Source organism: Curtobacterium sp. AC268 (assembly GCF_979258745.1).
The window spans coordinates 745,050-768,312 of sequence record NZ_OZ409878.1; the positions used below are offsets into that span (position 1 = coordinate 745,050).

The window sequence follows — 23,263 nt, forward strand, 5'->3', positions numbered from 1 at the left end:
GCGACGAAACGCGACCAGTCGACGGCCTGGAGGCGCGTGGCGGGCCCGCCCCGAGCCTCCCGGCCGCCACGCCCCACCCCCACTGCACCCGCCTGCCGGTCACAACACCCCGCCTTGAGCGCGGCGAGCGGTCGCAGACCGTCGCCTGCGGCGCCGCCAGCCGACAGTTCGTGACCACACGACGCCCGGCCCACGACGTGTCGTGACCACTCGGCGGCAGGCCCGCCAGGCGACGAAACGCGACCAGTCGACGGCCTGGAGGCGCGTGGCGGGCCCGCCCCGAGCCTCCCGGCCGCCACGCCCCACCCCAACTGCACCCACCCGCCGGTCACAACACCCCGCCGGGAGCGCGGCGATCGGTCGCAGACCGTCGCCTGCGGCGCCGCCAACCGACAATTCGTGACCACACGGCGCCCTGCTGACGACGTGTCGTGACCACTCGGCGGCGGGCCCGCCCAGCGCGGCAGCCCGGCGGCAGCGCCGCCCGCGCCTCAGACCGCGCGCCGCCGCGGCACCACGAGGGGCGTGCCGGTCTCGGGGTCGGGGACGACGACGCACGGCAGGCCGAACACGTCCTCGACGAGGTCCGCGGTGAGCACCGATGCCGGCTCCCCCGCCGAGACGATGGCCCCGTCGCGCATCGCGATGACGTGGGTGGCGTAGCGCGCAGCCTGGTTCAGGTCGTGCAGCACCGCGACGACCGTCCGACCGGCGGCGTGCAGCGCCGAGGCCAGTTCGAGCACGTCGTACTGGTGCGCGATGTCGAGGAACGTCGTCGGCTCGTCGAGCAGCACGATGTCGGTCTGCTGCGCGAGCACCATCGCGATCCACACCCGCTGCCGCTGCCCGCCGGAGAGCTCGTCGACGCTCCGGTCCGCCAGTTCCACCGTCTCGGTCTGCTCGAGTGCGGCCTGCACGGCCTGCCGGTCGGACCCGGAGGACGGGTGCAGCAGGTCCTGGTGCGGGAACCGGCCCCGGGACACGAGGTCACGCACGGTGATGCCGTCGGGGGCGATCGGGGTCTGCGGGAGCATCCCGACCCGCCGGGCGACGGCCTTCGGGCGGTACGAGTCGATCGGCGCCCCGTCGAGGAACACCGTGCCGGCTCGCGGCTTCAGGGTGCGGGCGAAGGACTTCAGCAGCGTCGACTTGCCGCAGGCGTTGGGCCCGACGATGACCGTCAGCTCGCCGTCGGGGATGTCGACGTCGAGCGTGTCCACCACGACCCGGTCGTCGTAGGCCAGGGTCAGCCCGCGGGCCCCCAGCGCGGTGGTCGGGACCGGACCGAGCGCGGTGCCCGCGGCCGACATCAGTGCTCGGCCTTGCCGTGCCGCCAGTACCCCATGAACGCGACCTGCTTGCGGTCGATGCCGACGCCGCGCACCAGGTGGCGGCGGAGTTCCTTGACGCAGCCGGCCTCACCAGCGATCCAGGCGTACACGGGGCGCTCGTCGACCGGAGCGGGGACGTCCCACAGCACCTGCTCGTCGACGTCGACGTCGGTGAACTCGGCGGCCGGCTCGCACGCGGCGGCGGACGACGGCGCGACGGTGGAGGCCCAGGCGTGCACCTGGTCGGTCATCCGGACCCCGTGGGTGGCGCCGTTGCGGGCGATCCAGCGGACCTCGACCCCGGCGGGCGCGGTGACCGGCAACCGGTCGGCGTCGGTGGGTACCTCGATGAAGACGTGTCCGACGGTCGAGACGTCGAGGGCTTCGAGGATGGCGCAGATGGCCGGTGCGGCGGTCTCGTCCCCGGCGAGCAGGATCCGGTTCGCGTGCCCGGGAGCGAACTCGGCGGCCCCGGTCGGCAGGTCCTCCGGCGACTCGGGGACCCGCGGCCCGACGATGCGCAGCTCGTCACCGACGCGGCAGGCCGACACCCAGCGCGACGCCGGACCGGTGTCGCCGTGCGCGACGAAGTCGATGTCGAGCTCGCGGGCGTCCGGGCGGAACGAGCGGACCGTGTACGTGCGGAGCGGGTTGCGGGTCTCGTCCGGCAGCGCGCGCCAGGCGGCGTACCAGTCCTCGTCCTCCGGCAGTTCGGAGAAGCCGATGCCGGGCAGGGGCAGCACGATCTTGATCCGCTGGTCGAGACCGACCGAGGAGAAGTCGGCGAGCGCGTCGCCCGTCAGTGTCACCCGGACGAAGTTCGGGGTGAGCGACGTGACGGCGGCCACGCGGACGGAGAAGACGCGATACCGGGTTGCCACGGAATCGAGTATGGCATGCCTTACCTAACGTCTCCAGGCCCCCGGAACGGTGCGAGGATCGTCCCCGTGTCCGAAGCCCCCGACGACGAATTCGCAGACCTGCCCGCCCTCGTCAGCGCGAGCGGCGTGCATGCGCCGCTACGCGCCTCCAGGCAGGTGGTCCGCACCGCGGACGGGCAAGAGATCTCCGCGATCCGGTGGGGCGAGGACGGCCAGGAGGCCCGGGTCACCTACCTGCACGGGCTCGGCATCGACGCCCACAGCTTCGACACCGCGGCACTCGCCGTGGGCGAGCCGGCGGTCGCCCTCGACCTGCCCGGCCACGGCCGGTCGTCCTGGCGGGAGGACGCGGACTACGCGGCGACCGCGACGGCGCCGAGCGTGCTCGCCGCGCTCGACGCGCTCGCGGTGCCGCCGGGCATCGTCGTCGGCCACTCGCTCGGTGCCATCCTGTCCGCTCGACTCGCGGCCACCGCGCCGGAGCGGGTGACCGGACTCGTGCTCGTCGACATGTCGCCGGACTTCGCGCAGCGTGCGGTGGACCGGATCGCCCGCGCGCTCGAGGCCGAGGAGCCGTTCGAGACGCTCGAGCAGGTCGTCGACCGGGCGATCGAGGCGCGGGTCGGCGACGACCGGCAGGTGCTGCTGCGCGAGGCCCGGCACACGACAGCCCTCGGGGCGGACGGGCGACTCGTGCGCCGCCACCACTTCCCGCACCTGCCCGCCGGGCGGACGTCGTCGGTGGGGCGCTTCGCCGATGCGTGGCCGGACCTCGAGGCACTGCGCGTGCCGATCCTGCTCGTCCGGGGTGACCGCGGGTACGTCTCCCCGAAGCTGCACGCCGGGTTCGCCGAACGCCTGCCGGACGCCGAGATCGTGACGGTCACCTCGCGGCACGCGGTGCAGAACCAGGCGCCCCTCGAACTGGCTTCGGCGATCCGGGCATGGGCGGAGCGGCACGGATTGTTGCACCCGATCGAAGAACCGTCGCCGGACGGCGCCAGCCGCCGGTACCCTCGTGCGAGCGCGAGGCCCGATCCCGACCCTCGTGCCCGGAAGGAACCCACCACCCCATGAGTCCGCTCCTGCTCCGTCGCACCGCGCGCACCTCGCGCATCGGGCGCGCTGCCCTCGCCGCCACCGCGGTCGCCGTCGTCTCCGCCCTGGCGCTGGCCGGCTGCTCCGGCTCGTCCGACACCACCGGCGGCAAGGACGCCACGGTGCGCGTCGGGCTGGTGCTCGAGCCGACGAGTCTCGACATCCGCACCCAGTCCGGGGCGGCGCTCGACCAGGTACTCATCGACAACGTGTACCAGGGGCTCGTCGGCCGGACCGCCGAGGGCGACATCCGCGACGTGCTGGCCTCGTCGCACGAGGTCTCGGACGACGGCCTGACCTACACGTTCACGCTGCGGGACGGCACGACGTTCCAGGACGGCAAGCCGGTCACCGCGGCCGACGTCGTGTGGTCGCTCGAGCAGGTCAAGTCGAACGACTCGTACGTCGACTCCGCCAAGCTCGCGGGCGTCACGTCGATCACCTCGCCGTCGGACGACTCCGTCGTGCTGAAACTGGCGAAGCCGGACTCCGACCTGCTCTGGAACCTGACCGGCCGCTCCGGCCTGGTGCTCGAGAAGGCAGCGGACAACGACCTGTCCGACAGCGCGAACGGCACCGGTCCGTTCGCGGTGGCCGACTGGAAGCAGGGCGACTCGCTCACCTTCGACCGCAACGAGGACTACTGGGGCACGAAGGCGAAGGTCGCGAAGATCGTCTTCCGGTACATCACGGACCCGTCGACCGCCGTCAACGCGATGGCGAACGGTGACCTCGACGTCCTGAACCCGGTCGACGGCACGCTCAAGAGCCAGCTGCAGGGCAACGCCGACATCGCACTGCACAGCGGCAAGACGACCGACAAGTACACGCTGGCGTTCAACAACCGCAAGGAACCGTTCACGGACGAGCGCGTGCGCCGGGCCATCCGGCAGGCGATCGACGCGAAGGCGCTCATCAAGGCGATCGGCGGCACCGGCGTGGAGCAGGGCGGCCCGATCCCGGAGCTCGACCCCGGCTACGAGGACCTCACCGACATCGACGCGTACGACCCCGCGAACGCGAAGAAGCTCCTGGCCGCCGCCGGCCAGCAGGACCTGAAGCTGACGCTCACCTACGCGAACATCTACCCGACCACGATCGGCGACGTGCTGAAGTCGCAGCTCGCCGACGTCGGGATCACCCTGACGGTCAAGCGTGTCGACTTCGCCACGTGGCTGTCCTCGGTGTTCCAGGCACCGAAGTCCGGCGAGCGGGACTTCGACCTGTCGATGGTCGACCACGTCGAGGCCCGTGACTTCGGCAACTGGGCGAACCCGGACTACTACTTCGGCTACGACAACGCGGAGGTGCAGGCGCTCTACGCCCAGTCGATCGCGGCGACCGACGAGGCCACCAAGACGGAGGCACTCCGGAAGGCGGCACGCATCGTCAGCGAGGACGCGGCCGGCGAGTGGCTGTACACGGCGACCGAGATCACCGCGGTGCGCTCCGGCGTGACGGGCTTCCCGGTCGACGGCGGGAACTCGCGCCTCGACCTGGCGAAGCTCGCGGTCAAGTGAACCGGAGCGGCCGCGGCGGGCTGTCCGTCCCCGTAGCATCGGTGTCGTGACCCGGTTCCTCATCGGGCGGGTGCTCCTGCTCGTCGTCGGCCTGCTCGTGGCGAGCGTCATCATCTTCGCCACGCTCCGCGTGCTGCCCGGTGACGTCGCCCAGGTCGTCGCCGGCACGCAGTCGACCCCCGCGCAGGTGGAACAGCTCCGGCAGCAGCTCGGACTCGACCGGCCCGTCGTGGTGCAGTACCTCGACTGGATCGGTGGGGTGTTCCGCGGTGACCTCGGCCGCTCCCTCGTGACGAACGGCGCCGTCGCGCCGGAGATCGCGCAGAAGCTCGCGATCACCCTGCCGCTCGCCGCGATGTCGCTGGCGACCGCGCTGGTGATCGGCGTCCCGCTCGGGGTGGTCGCCGCGGTGCTCCGTCGCCGCCCGGGTGGTGCGGTGATCGGGTTCGCGGCGCAGGCGGTCGCCGCCGTTCCCGTCGTGTGGGCCGGTATGCTCCTCGTCGCCCTGTTCGCGGTGACGCTGCACTGGCTGCCGACGCAGGGCTTCCCGCTCGACGGCTGGTCGGAACCCGGGCGGGCGTTCGCGTCGCTCGTGCTGCCCGCGCTGACGATCGGTGCGGTCGAGGGCGCCGTGATCCTGCGGTTCACCCGGTCCGCCACACTGTCCGTCCTCGACGCCGACCACCTGCGCACCGCCGCCGCCGTCGGGCTCACCCGCACGCAGGCGCTGCTCCGCCACGGCCTGCCGAGCGTCGCCCTCACGGTGCTCGCCGTGCTCGGGGTCCAGATCGCCGGGCTGCTCGTCGGTGCCGTCGTCGTCGAGCAGCTGTTCTCCCTGCCCGGGGTGGGCCGGATGCTCGTGACCGACGTCGGCCGCCGCGACATCACGAAGGTGCAGTCGGAACTGCTCGTGCTCACCGGACTCGTGCTGCTCGTCGGGTTCGCCGTCGACGTCGTGCACCGCACCCTCGACCCCCGACAGCGCGAGGTGCAGGGATGATCCGCCGCCTGGTGTCCCGACCGACCGGCGTCTTCGCCGTCGTCGTGCTCGGCCTGCTGCTCGTGCTCGCCGCCGTGTCGCTCGTCTGGACACCGCAGAACCCGTTCCGCGCCGACCCGTTCCACCAGTGGGAGGGGCCGAGCGCCGCGCACTGGTTCGGCACCGACGCCGCCGGCCGCGACATCGCGAGCTACCTGCTCGCCGGCACCCGTACCACCGTGCTCGTCGCCGTCGGCTCGGGGGTGATCGCGAGCGTCGTCGGGATCGTCCTCACCGCGATCGGTTCGCTCACCGCCCGCTGGGTGCGCGAGGGCACCGCGGTCCTGCTCGACATCCTGGTGGCGTTCCCGACCCTGCTCACCGCGATGCTCCTGACCGCGGTGTTCGGCGGGTCGCTCGGCGTGGTGATCGTCAGCGTCGGGCTGTCCTTCGGCGTGACGATCGCCCGCGTGGCCCGCGGTGAGATCCGGCGGATCGCCCGCAGCGACTACGTGACCGCGGCCCGGGCGTCCGGCGTCGGCGGTGCCGGGGTGCTCTTCCGTCACCTGGTGCCGAACGCGGCGCCGCTGTTCACCGTGCAGCTGTCGCTTGCGATGGCCACGGCCGTGCTCGCCGAGGCCGGGCTGTCCTACCTGGGCTACGGCGCCGGGTCGGACACCGCGTCGTGGGGCAGCCTGCTGTCCGACCTGCAGACCTACATCGGGGTCCACCCGTGGAGTGCGACCTGGCCGGGAGCCGCCATCGCGATCGTCGTCGCGGCACTGTCGTTGCTCGGCGACGCGGTGCGTGACGCTTCGGACCCGCGGCTGACGACGAGCGATCGCACGACGACCGACGGCACGACGGCCGACGGCACCGCGAGCGACCGGAGCGCCGACCCGGCGACGACCACGCCGGGGGTGACCGCATGACCGACCACGCAGCCGGCACCGCCGACGCAGCCGGCGCCGACCACGCCACCGGCACGGGCACCGCCACCGGCACCGGCACCGGCACCGCCCACGCCACCGCAGCCTCCGGGCTCGAGGTGCGCGGGTTGTCGGTCCGCATCACGGGGCGGACGATCCTCGACGACGTCAGTTTCACCGTGCCTCCCGGCCAGCGCGTCGGCGTGATCGGCGCGAGCGGATCCGGCAAGTCGATGACCTCGCTCGCCCTGATGGGCCTTGCGCCCACCGGCGCCGTCGTGACCGGCAGCGTCCGCCTGGACGGCACCGAACTCGTCGGCCTGCCCGACCGCGAGCGCGCGAGGCACCGTGGGTCGGGCATCGCGATGGTGTTCCAGGAGCCGGGGACCGCGCTCGACCCGCTGCGCCGTGTCGGCGCGCAGATCGCGGAGCCGCTCCGGCTCCACCGCGGGCTCGACCGGCGTGCGGCCCGCGCGGCAGCCGTCGACCTGGCGGCGTCCGTGGGCCTGCCCGATCCGGAGTCGCTGCTGCGGCAGTACCCGCACCAGCTCTCCGGCGGGCAGCGACAGCGGATCTGCATCGCGATGGCGATGGCGGGCGAGCCGTCGTACCTGGTGGCCGACGAGCCGACCACGGCGCTCGACGTCACCACCGAGGCCCGCATCCTCGACCTGTTCGAGCACCTGCCGGCGGGCATGGTGTTCGTCACCCACGACCTCGCCGTGCTCGCGCGCATCGCCGACACCACCGTGGTGCTCGACGCCGGCCGGGTGGTCGAGCAGGGCCGCGTCGCGGACCTGCTCGCCGCACCACAGCACCCCGCCACCGCCGCGCTCGTCGACGCCGCACGTGCCACCGCCAGGAGGACCGCCCCGTGACCCTCCCCGTCCTCGAGGCCACCGGTCTCCACCGCACCTACCGGCTCCCCCGCCGCGGCCCGTTCGAGCCCGGTCCGGTCCGCACCGCCGTCGACGGTGTCGACCTGATGGTCGCCCCCGGCGCACGGCTCGGCATCGTCGGCGAATCGGGATCCGGCAAGTCCACGCTGGTCCGGTTGCTCGCCGGCCTGGAGGCCCCTTCCGCAGGCACCGTCGCCGCCTCCGGCCGTCCGGTGGTCGCGTCCCGGTCCGCGCGTGCGTTGCGCTGGTTCCGTCGCGAGACCGGGGTGGTGTTCCAGGACCCGTACGCGTCCCTCGACCCGCGGATGCGCGTCGGCGCGATCGTCGCCGAGCCGCTGCGGGCCCTGCGGGTCCCGGGCTCGCACGACGACCTGGTCCGTGCCGTGCTGGAGCGCGTCGACCTGCCCGCCGACACGGTCGACCGGTACCCGCACGAGTTCTCCGGCGGGCAGCGACAGCGGATCGCGATCGCCCGGGCCGTGGTGCACTCGCCCCGGATCCTGTTCGGCGACGAGCCGATGAGCGCCCTCGACGTCGTCGTCCGCGCTCGGGTGATCGAGCTGTTCCGGTCGCTCGCCGACGACCTCGGGCTGACGCTCGTGCTGGTGTCGCACGACATCGGCGTGGTGCAGCGGCTGTGCGACACGGTCGCGGTCATGTCCGACGGCCGCATCGTCGAGCACGGGCCGGTGTCGCTCCTCGACGCGCCGCAGCACCCGGTGACGCGGGCGTTGGTGGCGGCGGCGCCGACGCTGCCGTAGGCGGGGCGGGGCTGAGCGGGACGGGGCGGGGCGGGACGCACCGTGCGCGCTCCGACACTCGGTGCGAGCTTGCCCGCACGGAGCCGGCCTACAAGGCCGCACCGAGCAAGCAACGCCGCACCACGTGCACGAAACTGCACCGTGCGACAGACAGGAGGCACGGCACCGGCCCGCCCCGCGCCTCCAGACCAGACGCACACGAGTCCACCGCACCGTGCGCGCCCCGCCACTCCGTGCGGGCTTGCCCGCACGGAGCCGGCCTACGAGGCCGCACCGAACAAGCAACGCCGCACCACGTGCACGAAACCGCACCGTGCGCGCCCCGCCACTCCGTGCGGGCTTGCCCGCACGGAGCCGGCCTACAAGGCCGCACCGAGCAAGCAACGCAGCACCACACGCAGGAAACCGCACCGTGCGCGCCCCGCCACACGGTGCGCCGAGCGCCCGCGCCCCGCGCACCGGACCCGCCGGGGCCCGCCGTCAGGCGGTCCAGGCAGCCGGGTGCCGCCGCTGCCAGCGCAACCGGCGCTCGAGCTGCGCGCCGATCGCGAGCAGGACGCGCTCGCCGCCGGGGCGCCCGATCAGCTGCACGCCCATCGGCAGCCCACCACCGTCGGGGTGGTCGTCCTCGGTCACGCCGACCGGCAGGGTGATCGCGGGGAGCCCGGACACGTTCGCCATCGACGTCCACGGCGAGTACGCGCACTGGCGGCGGAAGTCCTCGTCCGGGTCGTCGCCGTACCAGCCGAGGGGCCGCGGCGTCATCGCGAGGGTCGGCGTGAGCACCGCGTCGAACCGGTCGAACGCGCCGATGAGCGTCGTCGAGAAGGAGTCGAGCGTCGACATCGCGTCGAGGACCTGCGTGCCGGACAGCGACTGCCCGCGGGCCACGAGCCACGCCACGAGCGGGGTCAGCGACGACAGGTCGATGCCGGGCACCTGCGGCAGGCGGGCGGCCGAGCTCTCCCACGCCACCCGGAACGCGTCGGCGTACGGCACACGGGGCATCCGGACGTCCTCGACGCCGTGCCCGACCTCGCCGAGCACCCGCACGGCGGTCTCCACGGCGGCCCGGGCCGCGGGGTCGACGACCACGTCGACGGTGTCGTCCCACGGCGAGCCGTCGAGCACCCCGACGACGAACCGGCCCTCGCCGCGGACGGCGGCCGCGGTGAACGGCCCCTCGCCGACGTCGGGGGTGACGAGCGCGTACGGCGACGCCTCCGGCAGCCCGGTCGGCGCGACCAGCGCGTCGAGCAGCATGCCCGCATCGGCGACGGACCGGGTGAGCGGCCCGGCGACGGACAGACCGCCGACTCCGGAGCGGCCGGGCATCGACGGCACGCGGCCGCGGCTCGGCTTCAGGCCGACCAGTCCGGTCGCCGCGGCGGGGATCCGCACCGATCCGCCGCCGTCCGACCCGACCGCGGCGGGCACGAGTCCGGCGGCGACGGCGACGGCCGCACCGCTCGACGACCCGCCCGGCGCGCGCGTGGTGTCGTAGGGGTTCCGCGTCACGCCGAGCCGGGTCTCGGATGACGAGGACATGCCGAACTCCGGTGACGCGGTCTTGCCGAGGCTGACGGTGCCGGCCGCGTCGAGCGCGGCGACGAGCGGGTGGTCGGCCGACGCGGGCCGCTCCGGCAGGCTCGCGGTGCCGTTCCGCGTGGGGACCCCGGCGCGGTCGTACAGGTCCTTGTCGGCGGACGGGAGGCCCCACAACGGTCTCGACGTCGGCACCAGGTGGCCGAGGCGATCGGCTCGGGCCCGGGCAGCGTCCGCGGTGACCGTCACGAAGGCACCGAGTCCGGCGTCCAGGCGTTCCACGCGGGACAGGTAGTGCTCGGTGACCTCGAGGGCGGTCGCCTCGCCCCGGCGGATCCAGTCCCAGAGTTCCTGTGCGGAGAGGTGGTGGAGTTCGAACACGGCTCCGAGCCTAGGCGGCGGTGGCCCGTATCCTTCGACGGTGGACACCACTCTCCCCTCCGGCACGACGAAGCGCCGGATCGAACTCCGGCTCGTCCGGCCCCTGTTCGCCTGGTTCGCCCGGCCGACCGTCACCGTCGACGGGGTGGGGCACCCGGCCCAGTGGGGCACCGGCACGTGGGCGGTGCCGCACGACGGCGACACGGTGATCGGCGTGTACCTGTTCAACCGAGCGTGGCGGTTCGGGGCGGCCTCGGTGTCGGTCGGCGGCGCGACGGCGCTGGACTACCGGGGCGGGCTGCTGCCGGTGGGCGCGGGTCGGTTGACGCCGCGGGGCTGAGGGTCACGCCGGGCCGGGCAGGGTCTGCTCGGGCGGCTACTCGAACATCTCGGCGAGGAGCGCGTGCGGGTCACCGTCGACCACGTGCGCGGATCGTCGCTCCGGCCAGTGCGTCGTGGCGTCGTCCGGCCAGCACGGCACGACGTGGAGGTGCAGGTGCGGCACGCTCTGGCCGGCGTCTGCACCCGATGCCTGCAGCACGACGGTCCCGGTCGCGCCGAGGGCCCCCTTCATCGCACGGGCGACACGCTGCGCCAGGGCCGTGGTGGCGGCGAGTGCCGTGGGCCCGGCGGTGAGCAGGTCGGCGGTGTGCTCGACCGGCACGACCAGGGTGTGGCCGGGAGCCAGCGCCGAGTCGGGCAGGGGTGCGAAGGCGACGGCGTGCTCCTCGCGTTCGACCCACGTCGCGGGTTCGTCACCGGCGATCACGGCACAGAAGACGCAGGAGTCCATCGGCCCAGTCTGCTGCACGTGGGGTGCCCGCTCCGCGTGGGACGATGGGCGCATGACCGCCACGCTCGTCGCCAAGGGCCTGTCCGGCGGGTACGCCGCTCGCACGCTGTTCGACTCCCTCGACCTGACGGTGGCGCCGGGCGACGTGATCGGGGTCGTCGGCGTGAACGGTGCCGGCAAGTCCACGCTGCTCCGGCTGCTGGCCGGGGTCGACGAGCCGCTGGCGGGCACGGTGTCTCTGGCGCCGACGGACGCGTTCGTGGGGTGGCTCCCCCAGGAGCACGAGCGCATCGCTGGTGAGACCGTCGCGGCGTACCTCGGGCGGCGGACCGGCTGCACCGAGGCGACCGTGACGATGGACGCAGCGGCGGCGGCGCTCGGGGACCCCGACGCCGGCGACGCAGCGGCCGACCGGTACTCGGCGGCGCTCGACCGCTGGCTCGCCGCGGGTGCCGCGGACCTGGAGGACCGGATCCCGGCGGTGCTCGCCGATCTCGGCCTCGAACCCGGCACCGGCGACTCCGGTGCGGACGGCGTCGGCCCGGACTCCCTGATGACCGCGCTGTCCGGCGGGCAGGTCGCCCGCGTCGGGCTGGCCGCGCTGCTGCTCTCGCGGTTCGACATCGTCCTGCTCGACGAGCCGACCAACGACCTCGACCTGGACGGCCTCGACCGGCTCGAGGCGTTCGTGCGCGGGCTGCGCGGCGGGGTGGTGCTCGTCAGCCACGACCGTGAGTTCCTGGCGCGCTCGGTGACCTCGGTGCTCGAGCTCGACCTGGCACAGTCGTCGAACCGGCTGTTCGGCGGCGGGTACGACTCGTTCCTCGAGGAGCGCGAGATCGCCCGGCAGCACAAGCGTGACGCGTACGACGAGTTCGCATCGACGAAGGCCGACCTGGTCTCGCGGGCCCGGACGCAGCGCGAGTGGTCGAGCCAGGGTGTCCGGAACGCCATGAAGAAGAGCCCGGACAACGACAAGATCCGCCGCCGTGCCGCCTCGGAGTCGAGCGAGAAGCAGGCGCAGAAGGTCCGGCAGATGGAGTCCCGCATCGCCCGGCTCGACGAGGTCGAGGAGCCGCGCAAGGAGTGGCAGCTCGAGTTCACGATCGGCAGTGCACCCCGGTCGTCGGCCGTCGTCGCGACGCTGTCGGACGCCACGTTCACCCAGGGCGACTTCACCCTCGGCCCGGTCTCGCTGCAGGTCGACGGCGGTGACCGGATCGGCATCACCGGTCCGAACGGCGCCGGCAAGTCGACCCTGCTGCGGGCGCTGCTCGGCAAGCAGGCACCGACGACGGGCACGGCGTCGCTCGGGTCGAGCGTGGCGGTCGGCGAGGTCGACCAGGCGCGTGCGGCGTTCACCGGCGACCAGCCCCTGGCGGCGGCGTTCGAGGCGATCGTGCCCGAGTACACCACCGCCGACGTCCGGACGCTGCTCGCGAAGTTCGGGCTGAAGGCGGACCACGTCGGCCGACCGGCCTCGGCGCTCTCCCCGGGCGAGCGCACCCGGGCCGGGCTCGCGCTGCTGCAGGCTCGCGGGGTGAACGTGCTCGTGCTCGACGAGCCGACCAACCACCTCGACCTGACCGCGATCGAGCAGCTCGAGCAGGCGCTGGAGTCCTACGACGGGACCCTGCTGCTCGTCACACACGACCGGCGCATGCTGGAGACCGTCCGACTCGACCGGCAGTGGCGGGTCGAGGGCGGCACCGTCACCGAACGCTGACGGATCGACCGAGGGGGACGCACCATGCGACGCAGCACCTGGATCGCGACGACCGCGGGGGTGGTGGTGCTCGCCGTCGCCGCCGTCGTGGTGGGGGTGACCGTCGGGTCGCCGGCACCGGAGCCGACCCGGGCGGCGCGGGCGACGACGACTCCGACCCCGAGCGCCACGCCGACCCCGACGCCCGCGGCCGTCCCCGCCGCACCGTCCGACGCGACCCTGGCCGCGCTGCCGTTGGCGTTCCACGACGCCGTCGTGCCGCAGTTGCTCGACGGCGGGGACGTGGAGCCCGTGGACACCTGGCAGATCGCGACCCCGCGCACGCCGCTCGTCGCCCTGTACGCGAGCCCGTCCAGCCGCGCCCGACCGGTGGCGACCCTGTCCCACCTGGTGTCGACGATCAACCGACCCGCGGCGACCGCGGTGTGGGGTCGCTCCCCCGGCCAGGACGGCGGGATGCTCCTGGTGTCGACGCCGTCCCGCAACCGCACCCCCGGTGACGGCGGCGACCCGGACGCGCCGAGTGCGACGTTCGCCTGGGCCCGGGCGGCCGACTTCACCGTGACGGGGACGGACCGGATGATCCGGGTCGACGTCGCCGCCAGCACGGTGTCCGTCGTCACCCGGTCGGGAAAGGTCACCGCGACCGAGGCGGCCCGGCTCGGGACGCCGGAGGACCCCACGCCGGCCGACACCGCCACCTACGTCGAGGCGGCGTACGTCGACACCCGCGTCGCGTACACGCAGGGCAACCCGATCATCCTGACCGGGGCGCACTCGTCCCGGATCCCGTCGTACGGCGGCAACGCTGCGCTGACCGCGTTGCACTACTACCCGGACCCGACCGGCAGTTCGCACGGCTGCGTCCGGATCTCGGCGGAGATGACCCGGACCCTGGCTGCGCTGCCCGTCGGCACCCCGATCCAGTTCAGCTGAGCATCGGTTCCGCGGATCAGGCTCTCGGGATCCGGACCAGTCCGAGCCGCGCCACGACCTCGGCGCTCTCCTCTTCGGGGGTGCGGTCGGCGGCGATCGTCAGGTGGGCCTCGTCGGGCTGCGGCGGCTCGAGCGTGGCGAGCTGCGACTGCAGCAGCGACGTCGGCATGAAGTGCCCGGAACGCTGCGACATCCGCTCCTCGATGAGCGCGCCGTCACCGGCGACGTGCACGAACACCACGCCGGGGGCCCGCAGCACGTCGCGGTACGAGCGCTTCAGGGCCGAGCAGGTCACGACGCCGTTCGTGCCGGCGTCCAGGTGTCCGCGGATCCAGCCGGCGACGACGTCGAGCCACGGCCAGCGGTCCTCGTCGGTGAGCGGGGTGCCGGCGTGCATCTTGTCGACGTTCGCCGGCGGGTGCATGGCGTCGCCCTCGGCGAACTCCCACCCGACCTGCTCCGCCACCATGGCGGCGACGGTCGACTTGCCGGACCCGGAGACCCCCATCACCACCAGGACACGTGCGTCCAGCCCGGTGTCGGCCGCCCCGGCAGCTGCGGCCGGACCGAGGTCTGCTGCGCCGCTCATCGGATGAACACCCCGGCCAGCAGGACCCCGAGCAGACCGAACACCGAGATGAGGCACTCGAGCACCGTCCACGTCTTGAACGTCTGCCCCACCGTGGTGCCGAGGTACCCCTTCACCAGCCAGAACCCGGCGTCGTTCACGTGCGACAGGAACACGGAGCCTGCACCGATCGCGAGCACGAGCAGCGACGTCATCGGCGTCGACAGGTCGGCGGCGATCGGCGCCATGATGCCGGCGGCGGTCACGGTGGCGACCGTGGCCGACCCGGTCGCCACGCGGACCAGTGCCGAGACGACCCAGGCGACGAGCAGCACCGAGACGCCGGAGTCCTTGACGGCGTCGGCGATCACGCCGCCGATCCCGGTGTCGATGAGCACCTGCTTGAAGCCACCGCCGGCACCGACGATGAGCAGCACGCCGGCGATCGGGGGCAGGGCGCTCTCGAGCGACTTCGACACCGCCGAGCGGTCCATGCCACCGCCGATCGCGAAGAAGACCATCGCGTAGACGGCCGCGATGCCGATGGCGATCATCGGCGAACCGAGGAAGTCGAGCAGGCTCACCCACGAGCCGGCGGCGTCGGGGGCGGTGGCCTCACGGATCGCCTGGGCGAGCATGAGCACGACCGGCAGCAGGATGCCGATCAGGGCGACGGTGAACGACGGGCTGCGCGGCTCGCTGATGACGCGCGTGAAGTCGCTCTTGCCGTTGGGCAGGGACGCGGTGTCCTGCGTTGCGGGGCCGCGCCGGGCCTCCCGTCCGGGGTGTGCCGGGTCGTCGGCGAAGGAGGCGGACCCGGAACCCGACCCCGAACCCGGGCCGGCGGTGGCGACCGCCCCACGCGATCCGAACATGTCGGGGACGGGGATGTCGACCCAGCGGGCCGCGAACCGGGCGAAGAGCGGGCCGGCCAGGATGATCACCGGGATCGCCAGCACGATGCCGAAGGCGAGCGTGGTGCCGAGGTTCGCACCGACGGTGGAGATCGCGACGAGCGGCCCGGGGTGCGGCGGGACGAACGCGTGCATCGTCGACAGGCCGACCAGGGCGGGGACGGCGATCTTCATGATCGGCACCTCGCTCCGCTTGGCGACCAGCACGATGATCGGGATGAGCAGGACGAGCCCGACCTCGAAGAACATCGGCAGCCCGATGAGCGCCCCGATCAGGGCCATCGTCCACGGCAGCGCCGCCTTCGACGACTTCCGCACCAGGGTGTCCACGACGCGGTCCGCTGCGCCGGAGTCGACGAGCATCTTGCCGAACATCGCCCCGAGCCCGACGAGGATGCCGACGCTCGTCATGGTCGCGCCGAAGCCGTCACCGAAGCTGGTGACTGCCTTGTCGGGAGCGAGCCCCGCGCCGATGCCGACGCCGAGCGCGCCGATCGTGAGCGCGATGAACGGGTGCACCTTGAGCCAGGTGATGAGCGCGATGATCACCACGATGCCGACGAGCGCCGCGATGATCAGCTGCGGGATCGAACCGGACGGGTCGACCGTCTCGGTGGTGCCACCCGCGGCGAGCAGGTGGTCCGGGAGAGCGTGAGGCATCAGCGCCCCTTCCTGGAGTCGCTGCTGCGCGGCTCCGTCGCCTTCGTGTCGAGGGTGGACTGGCGCGACGAACGCCGACCCTCAATAATCTGATTAATCAGACTATACGACGTCGTCCCGCGCGCCAACCGCCCGTCTCCGGAGTCTGCCGCTTCGATGGGACCGGCGTCACGACGACCGCGTGACCCGTACTGCACGGAGGAAACGATGCCCACCGCACGCGGACTGCACGCCCACGTGCTCGACACCCTGGGCCAGCGGATCGTCGACGGCGACCTGGCCACAGGTGCCGTCGTCCGACCCGAACTGGTGGCCGACGAGTTCGGGGTGTCCCGCTCGGTCGTCCGCGAGGCCCTGCGCGTCCTGCAGTCCCTCGGCCTGGTCGAGCCCCGGCAGCGGGTCGGCACGCTCGTCCGCGACATCACCGCGTGGGAGCTCCTCGCCCCGACCGTGATCCGGTGGCGCGGTACCTCACCGGCGTACTTCGTGCAGCAGCGGGAGCTCGTCGAGCTCCGGCTCGGCGTCGAACCGGTCGCGGCGTCCCTGACCGCCGGCTGCGAGGGCGCGGACGCCGTGCTCGCCGCCGCCGAGGACATGCTCGACGCCTGCGGGCGCGAGGACAGCCGCGCCTACCTGGAGGCCGACGTCCGCTTCCACCGTGCACTGCTCACCGGGTCGGGGAACGCCGTGTTCGCGCACTTCGCCGGCACGGTCGAGGCCCTGCTCCGCACCCGCACGTCGGAGTCGCGCGACCCCATCACGCGCTGGACGCGCGAGGCGGCGCTCCGGCACCAGGCCGTCGGGCGCGCAGCGGTCGCCGGTGACGCGGACGCCGCGGCGGCGGCGGCCACCGCGCTGCTCCGCGTGACGCGCGACGAGTTCATCACCGAAGCCCCGGCGGACTGACCCGGCCACGGCGGTCCGGCGCGACCAGGGGACGGCCTGGAGGCGCGTGCCGGGCCCGCCACGGGCCTCCCGTCCGCCCTGCCCGCGTTCGCCTGCGTGACGCGCGTCGACCGCGTCGGCTCCGTCAGCGTCGTCGCGCGAACAGCCGCGGGCCGCGCAGGCGCAGCCGCATCGTGACGGTGCCGAGCCAGCGGTCGTACTTGTAGCCGACCTTGCCCATCCGGCCGACCTCCTCGAAGCCGAGCCGCTCGTGCAGCCGGATCGACGCCTCGGCCTGGCGGTCCGCGATGACGGCGACGACCTCGCGCACGCCGGCCGACCGGCACTCGTCGAGCAGCGCCTCCATCAGCGCGCGGCCGAGCCCCTTGCCGCCGGACGCGGCACCGAGGTAGATCGAGTCCTCGACGACGTGGTTCGAGCGGTCCCGCGGGTTCCACGCGTCGACCAGGGCGTACCCGAGGATCTGCCCGGCGGGGTTCTCCGCCACCAGGAACGGCAGGCGGCGCTTCCGGATGTCGTCGTAGCGCTTCTTCCACGCAGCGTACGTGAACGCCGCCGGGTCGAAGGTCACCGACGAGTTGCGGACGTAGTGCGTGTGGATCTCGCGCACGTGGGGCAGGTCCCCCACCTCGGCCGCACGGATGCGGTACTCGAAGGCGGTCTCGGTCGCCGCCGGGGCACGCAGGTGTCGCGGCAGGACCCGCCGTCGCTGGTATTCCTCCTCGAGCACGTGCCGAGCCTACTGAGCGGGCAGCGTCCAGTCGACGGGCGGTGCGCCCTGCGACTCGAGCAGCGCGTTCACCTGCGAGAACGGGCGGCTGCCGAAGAACCCGCGTGACGCACTGAGCGGGCTCGGGTGGGCCGAGGCGACGACCGGGGTGTCACCGAGGAGCGGTCGCACCGACCCGGCCTGGGCGCCCCAGAGCACGGCGACGAGCGGGGTGCCACGGGCGACCAGCGCGCGGACGGCCTGGTCGGTCACCGCCTCCCAGCCCTTGCCGCGGTGGCTGCCGGCCTCGCCCGCCTGCACGGTGAGCACCCGGTTGAGCAGCAGGACGCCCTGGTCGGACCAGGCCCGCAGGTCACCGTGCTGCGGCGGGGTCACCCCGAGGTCGTCGGCGAGCTCGCGGTAGATGTTCGCCAGGCTGCGCGGCACCGGACGGACGGCGGGGTCGACCGCGAACGACAGACCGATCGGGTGGCCCGGCGTCGGGTACGGGTCCTGCCCGACGACCAGCACCTTGACCGCGTCGAACGGGCTCGTGAAGGCGCGCAGCACGTCGCCGCCAGCGGGCAGGTAGTGGCGGCCCGCAGTGGTTTCGTCCCGCAGCCATGCGCCGATCCGGTGCACGTCGGCTTCGACGGGTGCGAGGGCCTCAGCCCAGCCCGGGTCGACCAGGTCGGCGAGCGGCCGTGGTTCCACGTCGGCTACGCGCCCATGGTGGCGACGGCCACCGACTCCTCGCCGGCCATCACGCGCCAGACGCTGCCGGTCCCGCGGACCTCGAGCGCGCCCTCGCCGACGACGAGCGTGGTGTCCTCGTCGATCGCGAGCCCGGCGGTGACGAACTCGGCCTCGGCGCTGGCGATGAGCCGCGCGAGGGTGCCGGCCTGCACCGCGTGCACGTCGATGGTCAGGTCGACCAGGCCGAGACCCTCGCGGAGCTCGACCTCGTCCAGCCCCTCGGAGGCCGCCTCGGGGCAGATCTCGACGCCGCCGATGCGCCAGCCGCCCACCAGGGCACGGTCGGCGGCGATCATCGCACCGGCCGAGTAGCCGAGGTAGGGAAGTCCGTCGGAGACGAGCAGCCGGAGCTGGTCGACGAGCGGGGCGATCGCCGCCAGGTAGTCGGGGGTGACGCCGCCACCGACCACCAGGGCATCGACGTCGCTCAGGACGGTGGTGTCGAAGACCTGACCGGCCGCGACCTCGGTGACGAGCACCTCGGCCGTGCGCGGGCCGCCGAGGACCTCGGCGATGTCGGCGGTCGACGACGGGCTGCCGCCGTCCGGGCCCGCCACGGAGAGCAGGGCGATGCGCGGGACGCTCCGGCCCACCGCTGCCGAACGGGCGGTGGCCTCGGCGAGGAACGGCGCTGCGGCGTCCGAAGCGGCGAACAGACCGCCGCCGACCAGGTGGATGCTCACGACTCGGCCGTCACGGGGGCGAGGGCGCTCCACGGGAACGTGATCCAGCCGTCGACCCGACGCCACACGTGGTCGGGCTCGAGGACGGTGCCGGGCTTCGAGTACAGGCAGGCACTCCGGACGTCGGCACCGGCGTTCCGGATGATGTCGACCACCAGGCGCAGGGTGCGGCCGGAGTCCGACACATCGTCGACGACGAGGACCCGCTTGCCCGCCAGGCTCGGGGCGTCGAGGGCGGGGGCGAGCACGACGGGCTCCTCCAGCCGCTGCTCGACGTCGGTGTAGAACTCGACGTTGATCGAGCCGCACTCCTTGGTGCCGAGGGCGTACGCCACGGCGCCGGCGATGATCAGTCCGCCGCGGGCGACGGCGACGACGACCTCGGGCTCGAAGCCGCTGGACAGGACGTCCTTGGCGAGCAGGCGTGCGGCGTCGCCGAACTCCAGCCAGCCGAGTACCTCGGGCCCGCTCGTCACGGTCACGGTGGACGGAGCCGCGGGCTCGGGTTCGCTGCTGATCGGCATCCGACCACGGTACCGGCAGGGAGCCCGAGCCCGCGACCCGCGGCCGCCGCCCGGGCGCTGCGCGGGTCGGGCGTGGGGTCCGCTCAGCGGGGCGTCAGCGGGCCGCGTGCGAGCTTGTGCTGCGCCGACTGCGCCACCGGCCGGATCGTCACGAGGTCGAGGTTCACGTGCGCCGGCAGCTCCACCGCGTGCACGATCGCCTCGGCGACGTCGTCGGCCACGAGCGGCTCCGGCACGTCGTCGTACACCGCGGCGGCCTTCTGCTCGTCCCCGCGGAACCGGGTGAGCGCGAACTCGTCGGTCTTCACCATGCCCGGCGCGATCTCGACGACGCGGATCGGCTCGCCGTTCAGCTCGAGCCGGAGTGCGCCGACCAGGGCGTGCTCGGCGAACTTCGCGGCGTTGTAGCCGCCACCGTTCTCGTACGCGACGAACCCGGCCGTGCTGGTCACCGTGACGATGTCCGCTCCCCCGGACACGCGGGCACGGTCGCGCAGGTGCGGCAGCAGCGCGGAGACGACGCGCTTCGTGCCGATCACGTTGACCTCGAACATGGCGCGCCAGTCGTCGACGTCGGACTCCTCGACACTCGCCGACCCGAACGCCCCACCGGCGTTGTTCACGAGCACGTCGGCACCGCCGAGGTCCGCGACCCGCGCGGCGAGCGCCGCCACGTCGTCGGCGTCCGTGATGTCGGCGACCAGGGTGTCGGCCCCGGTCTCCGCGGCGAGCGCCTCGAGCTTCGCGGCGCGGCGGGCCACGGCGAGCACGTCCCAGCCCCGTGACCGGAACAGCCGGACCGTGGCCGCCCCGATGCCCGAGCTCGCTCCGGTGACGACTGCGCGCCGTGCTGCCATGTGATCTGCCTCCTGCGTCGGTGACCGGGGCGCGTGGTGGCCCGGTCCGACCACCGTACCGAGCGGGACGCTTCCGGCACCGCACCGGGCCGTCCAGATCACGATCCGGTAACGTGACCGGCGATGACGACGGATGCCGCCCCTCCCGCCCCCTCGGCCCCGGCGACGCAGCTCGAGCCCGGTCGAGCTCCGCGCCGGATCCCGATGTGGGACACCGCGCGGTTCGTCGCGGTCACGCTCGTGGTCATCGGGCACGCGATCCAGCGGCAGACGCCGGCGAGCGAGCACGCCCTGGCGCTCTACACGTTCATCTACGCGTTCCACATGCCGGCGTTCGGCGTGATCAGCGGGTACTTCTCGTCGGCGGACACCCCGACGGCGAAGCGGATGCGCCGGACGATCACGGACATCGTGGTGCCGTACATCATCATGCAGACGATCTGGACCGTGGTGCAGGGCATCGTCGAGGGCGGCAAGGACTTCAACCCGACGAAGCCGACGTGGACCCTGTGGTTCCTGCTGGCCCTGGGCATCTTCAAGCTGATCCTGCCGTACCTGGCGCAGCTGCGGTGGCCGCTGTTCTGGGCGGTCGTGTTCAGCATCGGCGTCGGCTACTTCGACAACGTCGACTCCACGCTCTCGCTGTCCCGCGCGATCAGCCTGCTGCCGTTCTTCCTGCTCGGGTGGCAGGTCAAGCAGTGGGGCGTCTTCGACCGCTGGTACGAGGCGTCCCGTCGCACGGTCGTCCGGGTGCGGATCGCCGCCGTCGTGGTGTTCACCGCGTGGGCGGTGTCGTGCGCGGTCTGGATCCCGCAGTTCAAGGAGTTCGACCTGCACCACTGGTTCTTCTACGACGACTCCTACTCGGGACTCGGCGAGGATGCCTGGTGGGCGGGTGCGGTGCGCTTCGGCCTGATGCTGCTCGCGACCCTGCTGACGGCGTCGTTCCTGGTGCTCGTCCCCCGTCGGAACGTCTGGATCACGCAGTTCGGCGCCGCGACGATGTACGTCTACCTGCTCCACACGTTCGTCCTCTACCCGATCCGGGAGTCCGGCGTCCTGGCCGGTGAGCACTCGGCCTGGCCGTTCGTGCTCCTCATGGTCGGCATCGCGTGCGTCGTCAGCCTGTTCCTGGCGCAGCCCTTCGTGCGGCGCGGGATGCGGTGGCTGCTCGAACCGAAGGTCGACTGGCTGTTCCGCCGCGACGCGTGACATTTCCTGGCCGGGAGGCCCGTGGCGCGTCGGGCGCGCGCGTTACGTCCCGAGGCGGGTGCGGTGGTGCGGGCCCGACCACCTGCGTACCGTGACACCCGACGCACAGCAGCGCCGAGCCTCCGGGCCGAGCGCAGGGCGACCCGACGACCAGCCGCACCGGACAGGAGCACCAAGATGACCGAGCACGACGCCGCGCAGTGGCAGTTCGAGACCACCCAGGTCCACGCCGGCGCACAGCCGGACCCGACCACGGGCGCCCGAGCGACGCCGATCTACAAGACGACCTCGTACGTCTTCGCGAACTCGGACGAAGCACGCGACCTGTTCGCGCTCGCCAAGCCGGGCAACATCTACTCCCGGATCATGAACCCGACGAACGACGTCGTCGAGCAGCGGATCGCCGCGCTCGAGGGCGGGTCCGGGGCCCTGCTCGTCGCGTCCGGCCAGGCTGCCGAGACGTACGCGGTGCTGAACATCGCGGGGGCGGGTGACCACATCGTGTCGTCGTCGTCGATCTACGGCGGCACGTACAACCTGTTCAAGTACACGCTGGCGAAGCTCGGCATCGAGACGACGTTCGTCGAGGACCAGGACGACCTCGAGGAGTGGCGCCGCGCGGTCCGCCCGAACACGAAGCTGTTCTTCGCGGAGACCATCGGCAACCCGAAGATCAACGTCCTCGACATCACGGGCGTCAGCGACGTCGCCCACGAGTCCGGCGTCCCGCTGATCGTCGACAACACGATCGCGACGCCGTACCTGATCCGTCCGTTCGAGCACGGCGCCGACATCGTGGTGCACTCGGCCACGAAGTTCCTCGGTGGCCACGGCACGGTCATCGGCGGGATCATCGTCGACGGCGGGAAGTTCGCCTGGTCGCAGCACGCCGACCGGTTCCCGGAGTTCAACACGCCCGACCCGTCGTACCACGGCGCGGTCTTCGCCGAGGCCGTCGGCAACGAGCTCGCGTACATCGTGAAGGCCCGGGTGCAGCTGCTCCGCGACCTCGGTGCGTCGAACTCGGCGGACACGGCGTTCGCGCTGCTGCAGGGCATCGAGACCCTGTCGCTCCGCATCGAGCGGCACGTGTCCAACGCGCAGGAGATCGCGGAGTGGCTCGACCAGCACCCCGACGTCGCCACCGTCGCCTACGCCGGTCTGCCGACGTCGCCCTGGTACGCCGCCGCGAACCGGTACGCGCCGAAGGGCGTCGGCGCCGTGCTGTCGTTCGAGCTCAAGGGCGGGGTCACCGCGGGCAAGGCGTTCGTCGACAACCTGCGGCTCTTCTCGCACCTGGCGAACATCGGCGACGTCCGCTCGCTCGTCATCCACCCGGCGTCGACCACGCACTCGCAGCTCACCCCCGAGCAGCAGCTCACCACCGGGGTCACGCCCGGCCTGGTGCGGCTGTCGGTCGGCATCGAGAACATCGCCGACCTGAAGGCCGACCTCGAGGCCGGGCTCGCCGCGGCCCGGGCGATCGCGCAGGAGAGCCAGCGCGCGTAGGACCCGCGCGGTCTGCCCGCCTGCCTGGCTCCCTGCCTGCCTGCCGACGCAGAACGACAGGGTCGACGTCGTACGACATCGACCCTGTCGTTCTGCGTCGTTCCAACGCGCCCGACCCGCCCGACCCGCCCGACCCGCCCGCGGCCCGGACACCCGGCCACGCGCCGGGCGTGACGTAACACGGCG

23 protein-coding genes are annotated in these 23,263 nt (G+C 73.1%); 12 read left to right on the top strand and 11 right to left on the bottom strand.

The genetic code is table 11. The annotated features are described in order from the left end of the window. Window positions 1-491: 491 nt before the first annotated feature. Both ACZZ9K_RS03505 and ACZZ9K_RS03510 read right to left on the bottom strand, forming a co-directional pair. The gene (locus ACZZ9K_RS03505) at window positions 492-1,310 is read right to left on the bottom strand and encodes an ABC transporter ATP-binding protein (RefSeq protein ID WP_463443332.1); all 819 of its coding nucleotides are present in this window, start codon (window positions 1,308-1,310) and stop codon (window positions 492-494) included. Then, entirely contained in the window at window positions 1,310-2,212 is a 903-nt protein-coding gene (locus ACZZ9K_RS03510) for a siderophore-interacting protein (protein WP_463443333.1), read from the bottom strand. Before ACZZ9K_RS03510 ends, ACZZ9K_RS03505 begins: the two co-directional genes overlap by 1 nt. Window positions 2,213-2,278: 66 nt before the next feature. On the opposite strand from ACZZ9K_RS03510, the gene ACZZ9K_RS03515 reads away from it, so the two are divergent. From ACZZ9K_RS03515 to ACZZ9K_RS03540, 6 genes are read left to right on the top strand one after another with little or no spacing between them, the layout of a single operon-like run. After that, complete coding sequence (locus ACZZ9K_RS03515) at window positions 2,279-3,289, top strand: alpha/beta fold hydrolase (protein WP_463443334.1); 1,011 nt, start codon at window positions 2,279-2,281, stop codon at window positions 3,287-3,289. Next, window positions 3,286-4,830, top strand: a complete 1,545-nt coding sequence (locus ACZZ9K_RS03520) for an ABC transporter substrate-binding protein (protein WP_463443335.1) — start codon at window positions 3,286-3,288, stop codon at window positions 4,828-4,830. Before ACZZ9K_RS03515 ends, ACZZ9K_RS03520 begins: the two co-directional genes overlap by 4 nt. A gap of 46 nt (window positions 4,831-4,876) precedes the next feature. Continuing rightward, entirely contained in the window at window positions 4,877-5,830 is a 954-nt protein-coding gene (locus ACZZ9K_RS03525) for an ABC transporter permease (protein WP_071404591.1), read from the top strand. Then, window positions 5,827-6,741: an ABC transporter permease gene (locus ACZZ9K_RS03530; RefSeq protein ID WP_138803621.1), complete on the top strand. Its 915-nt coding sequence runs from the start codon at window positions 5,827-5,829 to the stop codon at window positions 6,739-6,741. The genes ACZZ9K_RS03525 and ACZZ9K_RS03530 overlap by 4 nt, the downstream gene beginning before the upstream one ends. Beyond that, window positions 6,738-7,616 (top strand): ABC transporter ATP-binding protein, encoded by an 879-nt coding sequence (locus tag ACZZ9K_RS03535; RefSeq protein ID WP_463443336.1) that lies wholly within the window; start codon window positions 6,738-6,740, stop codon window positions 7,614-7,616. The genes ACZZ9K_RS03530 and ACZZ9K_RS03535 overlap by 4 nt, the downstream gene beginning before the upstream one ends. Continuing rightward, on the top strand, window positions 7,613-8,398 hold the full coding sequence (locus tag ACZZ9K_RS03540) for an ABC transporter ATP-binding protein (RefSeq protein ID WP_463443337.1): 786 nt from the start codon (window positions 7,613-7,615) through the stop codon (window positions 8,396-8,398). The genes ACZZ9K_RS03535 and ACZZ9K_RS03540 overlap by 4 nt, the downstream gene beginning before the upstream one ends. A gap of 480 nt (window positions 8,399-8,878) precedes the next feature. Here the strand turns inward: ACZZ9K_RS03540 and ACZZ9K_RS03545 are convergent, their stop codons facing one another. Further along, window positions 8,879-10,324 carry an amidase gene (locus ACZZ9K_RS03545; RefSeq protein ID WP_463443338.1) on the bottom strand — a complete coding sequence of 482 codons (1,446 nt, stop codon included), beginning with the start codon at window positions 10,322-10,324 and terminating at the stop codon, window positions 8,879-8,881. 40 nt (window positions 10,325-10,364) lie between these two features. On the opposite strand from ACZZ9K_RS03545, the gene ACZZ9K_RS03550 reads away from it, so the two are divergent. Then, entirely contained in the window at window positions 10,365-10,664 is a 300-nt protein-coding gene (locus ACZZ9K_RS03550; RefSeq protein ID WP_463443339.1) for a hypothetical protein, read from the top strand. Window positions 10,665-10,700: 36 nt separating this feature from the next. Here ACZZ9K_RS03550 and ACZZ9K_RS03555 read toward each other — a convergent pair whose 3' ends face one another. Continuing rightward, window positions 10,701-11,117, bottom strand: a complete 417-nt coding sequence (locus ACZZ9K_RS03555) for an HIT family protein (protein ID WP_363363228.1) — start codon at window positions 11,115-11,117, stop codon at window positions 10,701-10,703. A gap of 52 nt (window positions 11,118-11,169) precedes the next feature. On the opposite strand from ACZZ9K_RS03555, the gene ACZZ9K_RS03560 reads away from it, so the two are divergent. Next, entirely contained in the window at window positions 11,170-12,843 is a 1,674-nt protein-coding gene (locus ACZZ9K_RS03560; RefSeq protein WP_111054004.1) for an ABC-F family ATP-binding cassette domain-containing protein, read from the top strand. A 24-nt stretch (window positions 12,844-12,867) separates the two neighbouring features. Continuing rightward, window positions 12,868-13,779, top strand: coding sequence for a L,D-transpeptidase (locus ACZZ9K_RS03565; RefSeq protein ID WP_463443340.1), 912 nt, complete (start codon window positions 12,868-12,870; stop codon window positions 13,777-13,779). 16 nt (window positions 13,780-13,795) lie between these two features. Here the strand turns inward: ACZZ9K_RS03565 and ACZZ9K_RS03570 are convergent, their stop codons facing one another. Next, window positions 13,796-14,368 carry a gluconokinase gene (locus ACZZ9K_RS03570; RefSeq protein ID WP_138803627.1) on the bottom strand — a complete coding sequence of 191 codons (573 nt, stop codon included), beginning with the start codon at window positions 14,366-14,368 and terminating at the stop codon, window positions 13,796-13,798. Further along, on the bottom strand, window positions 14,365-15,921 hold the full coding sequence (locus ACZZ9K_RS03575; RefSeq protein WP_071244816.1) for a GntP family permease: 1,557 nt from the start codon (window positions 15,919-15,921) through the stop codon (window positions 14,365-14,367). The genes ACZZ9K_RS03570 and ACZZ9K_RS03575 overlap by 4 nt, the downstream gene beginning before the upstream one ends. 207 nt (window positions 15,922-16,128) lie before the next feature. Between ACZZ9K_RS03575 and ACZZ9K_RS03580 the strand changes: the two genes are divergently transcribed. Next, window positions 16,129-16,827 carry a FadR/GntR family transcriptional regulator gene (locus tag ACZZ9K_RS03580; protein WP_301626778.1) on the top strand — a complete coding sequence of 233 codons (699 nt, stop codon included), beginning with the start codon at window positions 16,129-16,131 and terminating at the stop codon, window positions 16,825-16,827. 124 nt (window positions 16,828-16,951) lie between these two features. Here ACZZ9K_RS03580 and ACZZ9K_RS03585 read toward each other — a convergent pair whose 3' ends face one another. The 5 genes from ACZZ9K_RS03585 to ACZZ9K_RS03605 form a co-directional block, all read right to left on the bottom strand. After that, window positions 16,952-17,557 carry a GNAT family N-acetyltransferase gene (locus tag ACZZ9K_RS03585; protein WP_027465815.1) on the bottom strand — a complete coding sequence of 202 codons (606 nt, stop codon included), beginning with the start codon at window positions 17,555-17,557 and terminating at the stop codon, window positions 16,952-16,954. A 9-nt stretch (window positions 17,558-17,566) separates the two neighbouring features. Continuing rightward, window positions 17,567-18,250 (bottom strand): uracil-DNA glycosylase, encoded by a 684-nt coding sequence (locus ACZZ9K_RS03590; RefSeq protein WP_138803630.1) that lies wholly within the window; start codon window positions 18,248-18,250, stop codon window positions 17,567-17,569. Between the two features lie 5 nt (window positions 18,251-18,255). After that, entirely contained in the window at window positions 18,256-18,975 is a 720-nt protein-coding gene (locus ACZZ9K_RS03595; protein WP_111056349.1) for a Type 1 glutamine amidotransferase-like domain-containing protein, read from the bottom strand. Beyond that, on the bottom strand, window positions 18,972-19,499 hold the full coding sequence (locus ACZZ9K_RS03600) for a phosphoribosyltransferase (RefSeq protein WP_051596753.1): 528 nt from the start codon (window positions 19,497-19,499) through the stop codon (window positions 18,972-18,974). The genes ACZZ9K_RS03595 and ACZZ9K_RS03600 overlap by 4 nt, the downstream gene beginning before the upstream one ends. 83 nt (window positions 19,500-19,582) lie before the next feature. Then, on the bottom strand, window positions 19,583-20,356 hold the full coding sequence (locus tag ACZZ9K_RS03605) for an SDR family oxidoreductase (protein ID WP_027465819.1): 774 nt from the start codon (window positions 20,354-20,356) through the stop codon (window positions 19,583-19,585). A gap of 123 nt (window positions 20,357-20,479) precedes the next feature. On the opposite strand from ACZZ9K_RS03605, the gene ACZZ9K_RS03610 reads away from it, so the two are divergent. Beyond that, window positions 20,480-21,568: an acyltransferase family protein gene (locus tag ACZZ9K_RS03610; protein ID WP_232750210.1), complete on the top strand. Its 1,089-nt coding sequence runs from the start codon at window positions 20,480-20,482 to the stop codon at window positions 21,566-21,568. Window positions 21,569-21,745: 177 nt separating this feature from the next. Further along, a complete protein-coding gene (locus ACZZ9K_RS03615; RefSeq protein WP_214524760.1) occupies window positions 21,746-23,077 on the top strand; it encodes a bifunctional o-acetylhomoserine/o-acetylserine sulfhydrylase in 1,332 nt (443 codons plus the stop codon). Window positions 23,078-23,263 lie beyond the last annotated feature (186 nt).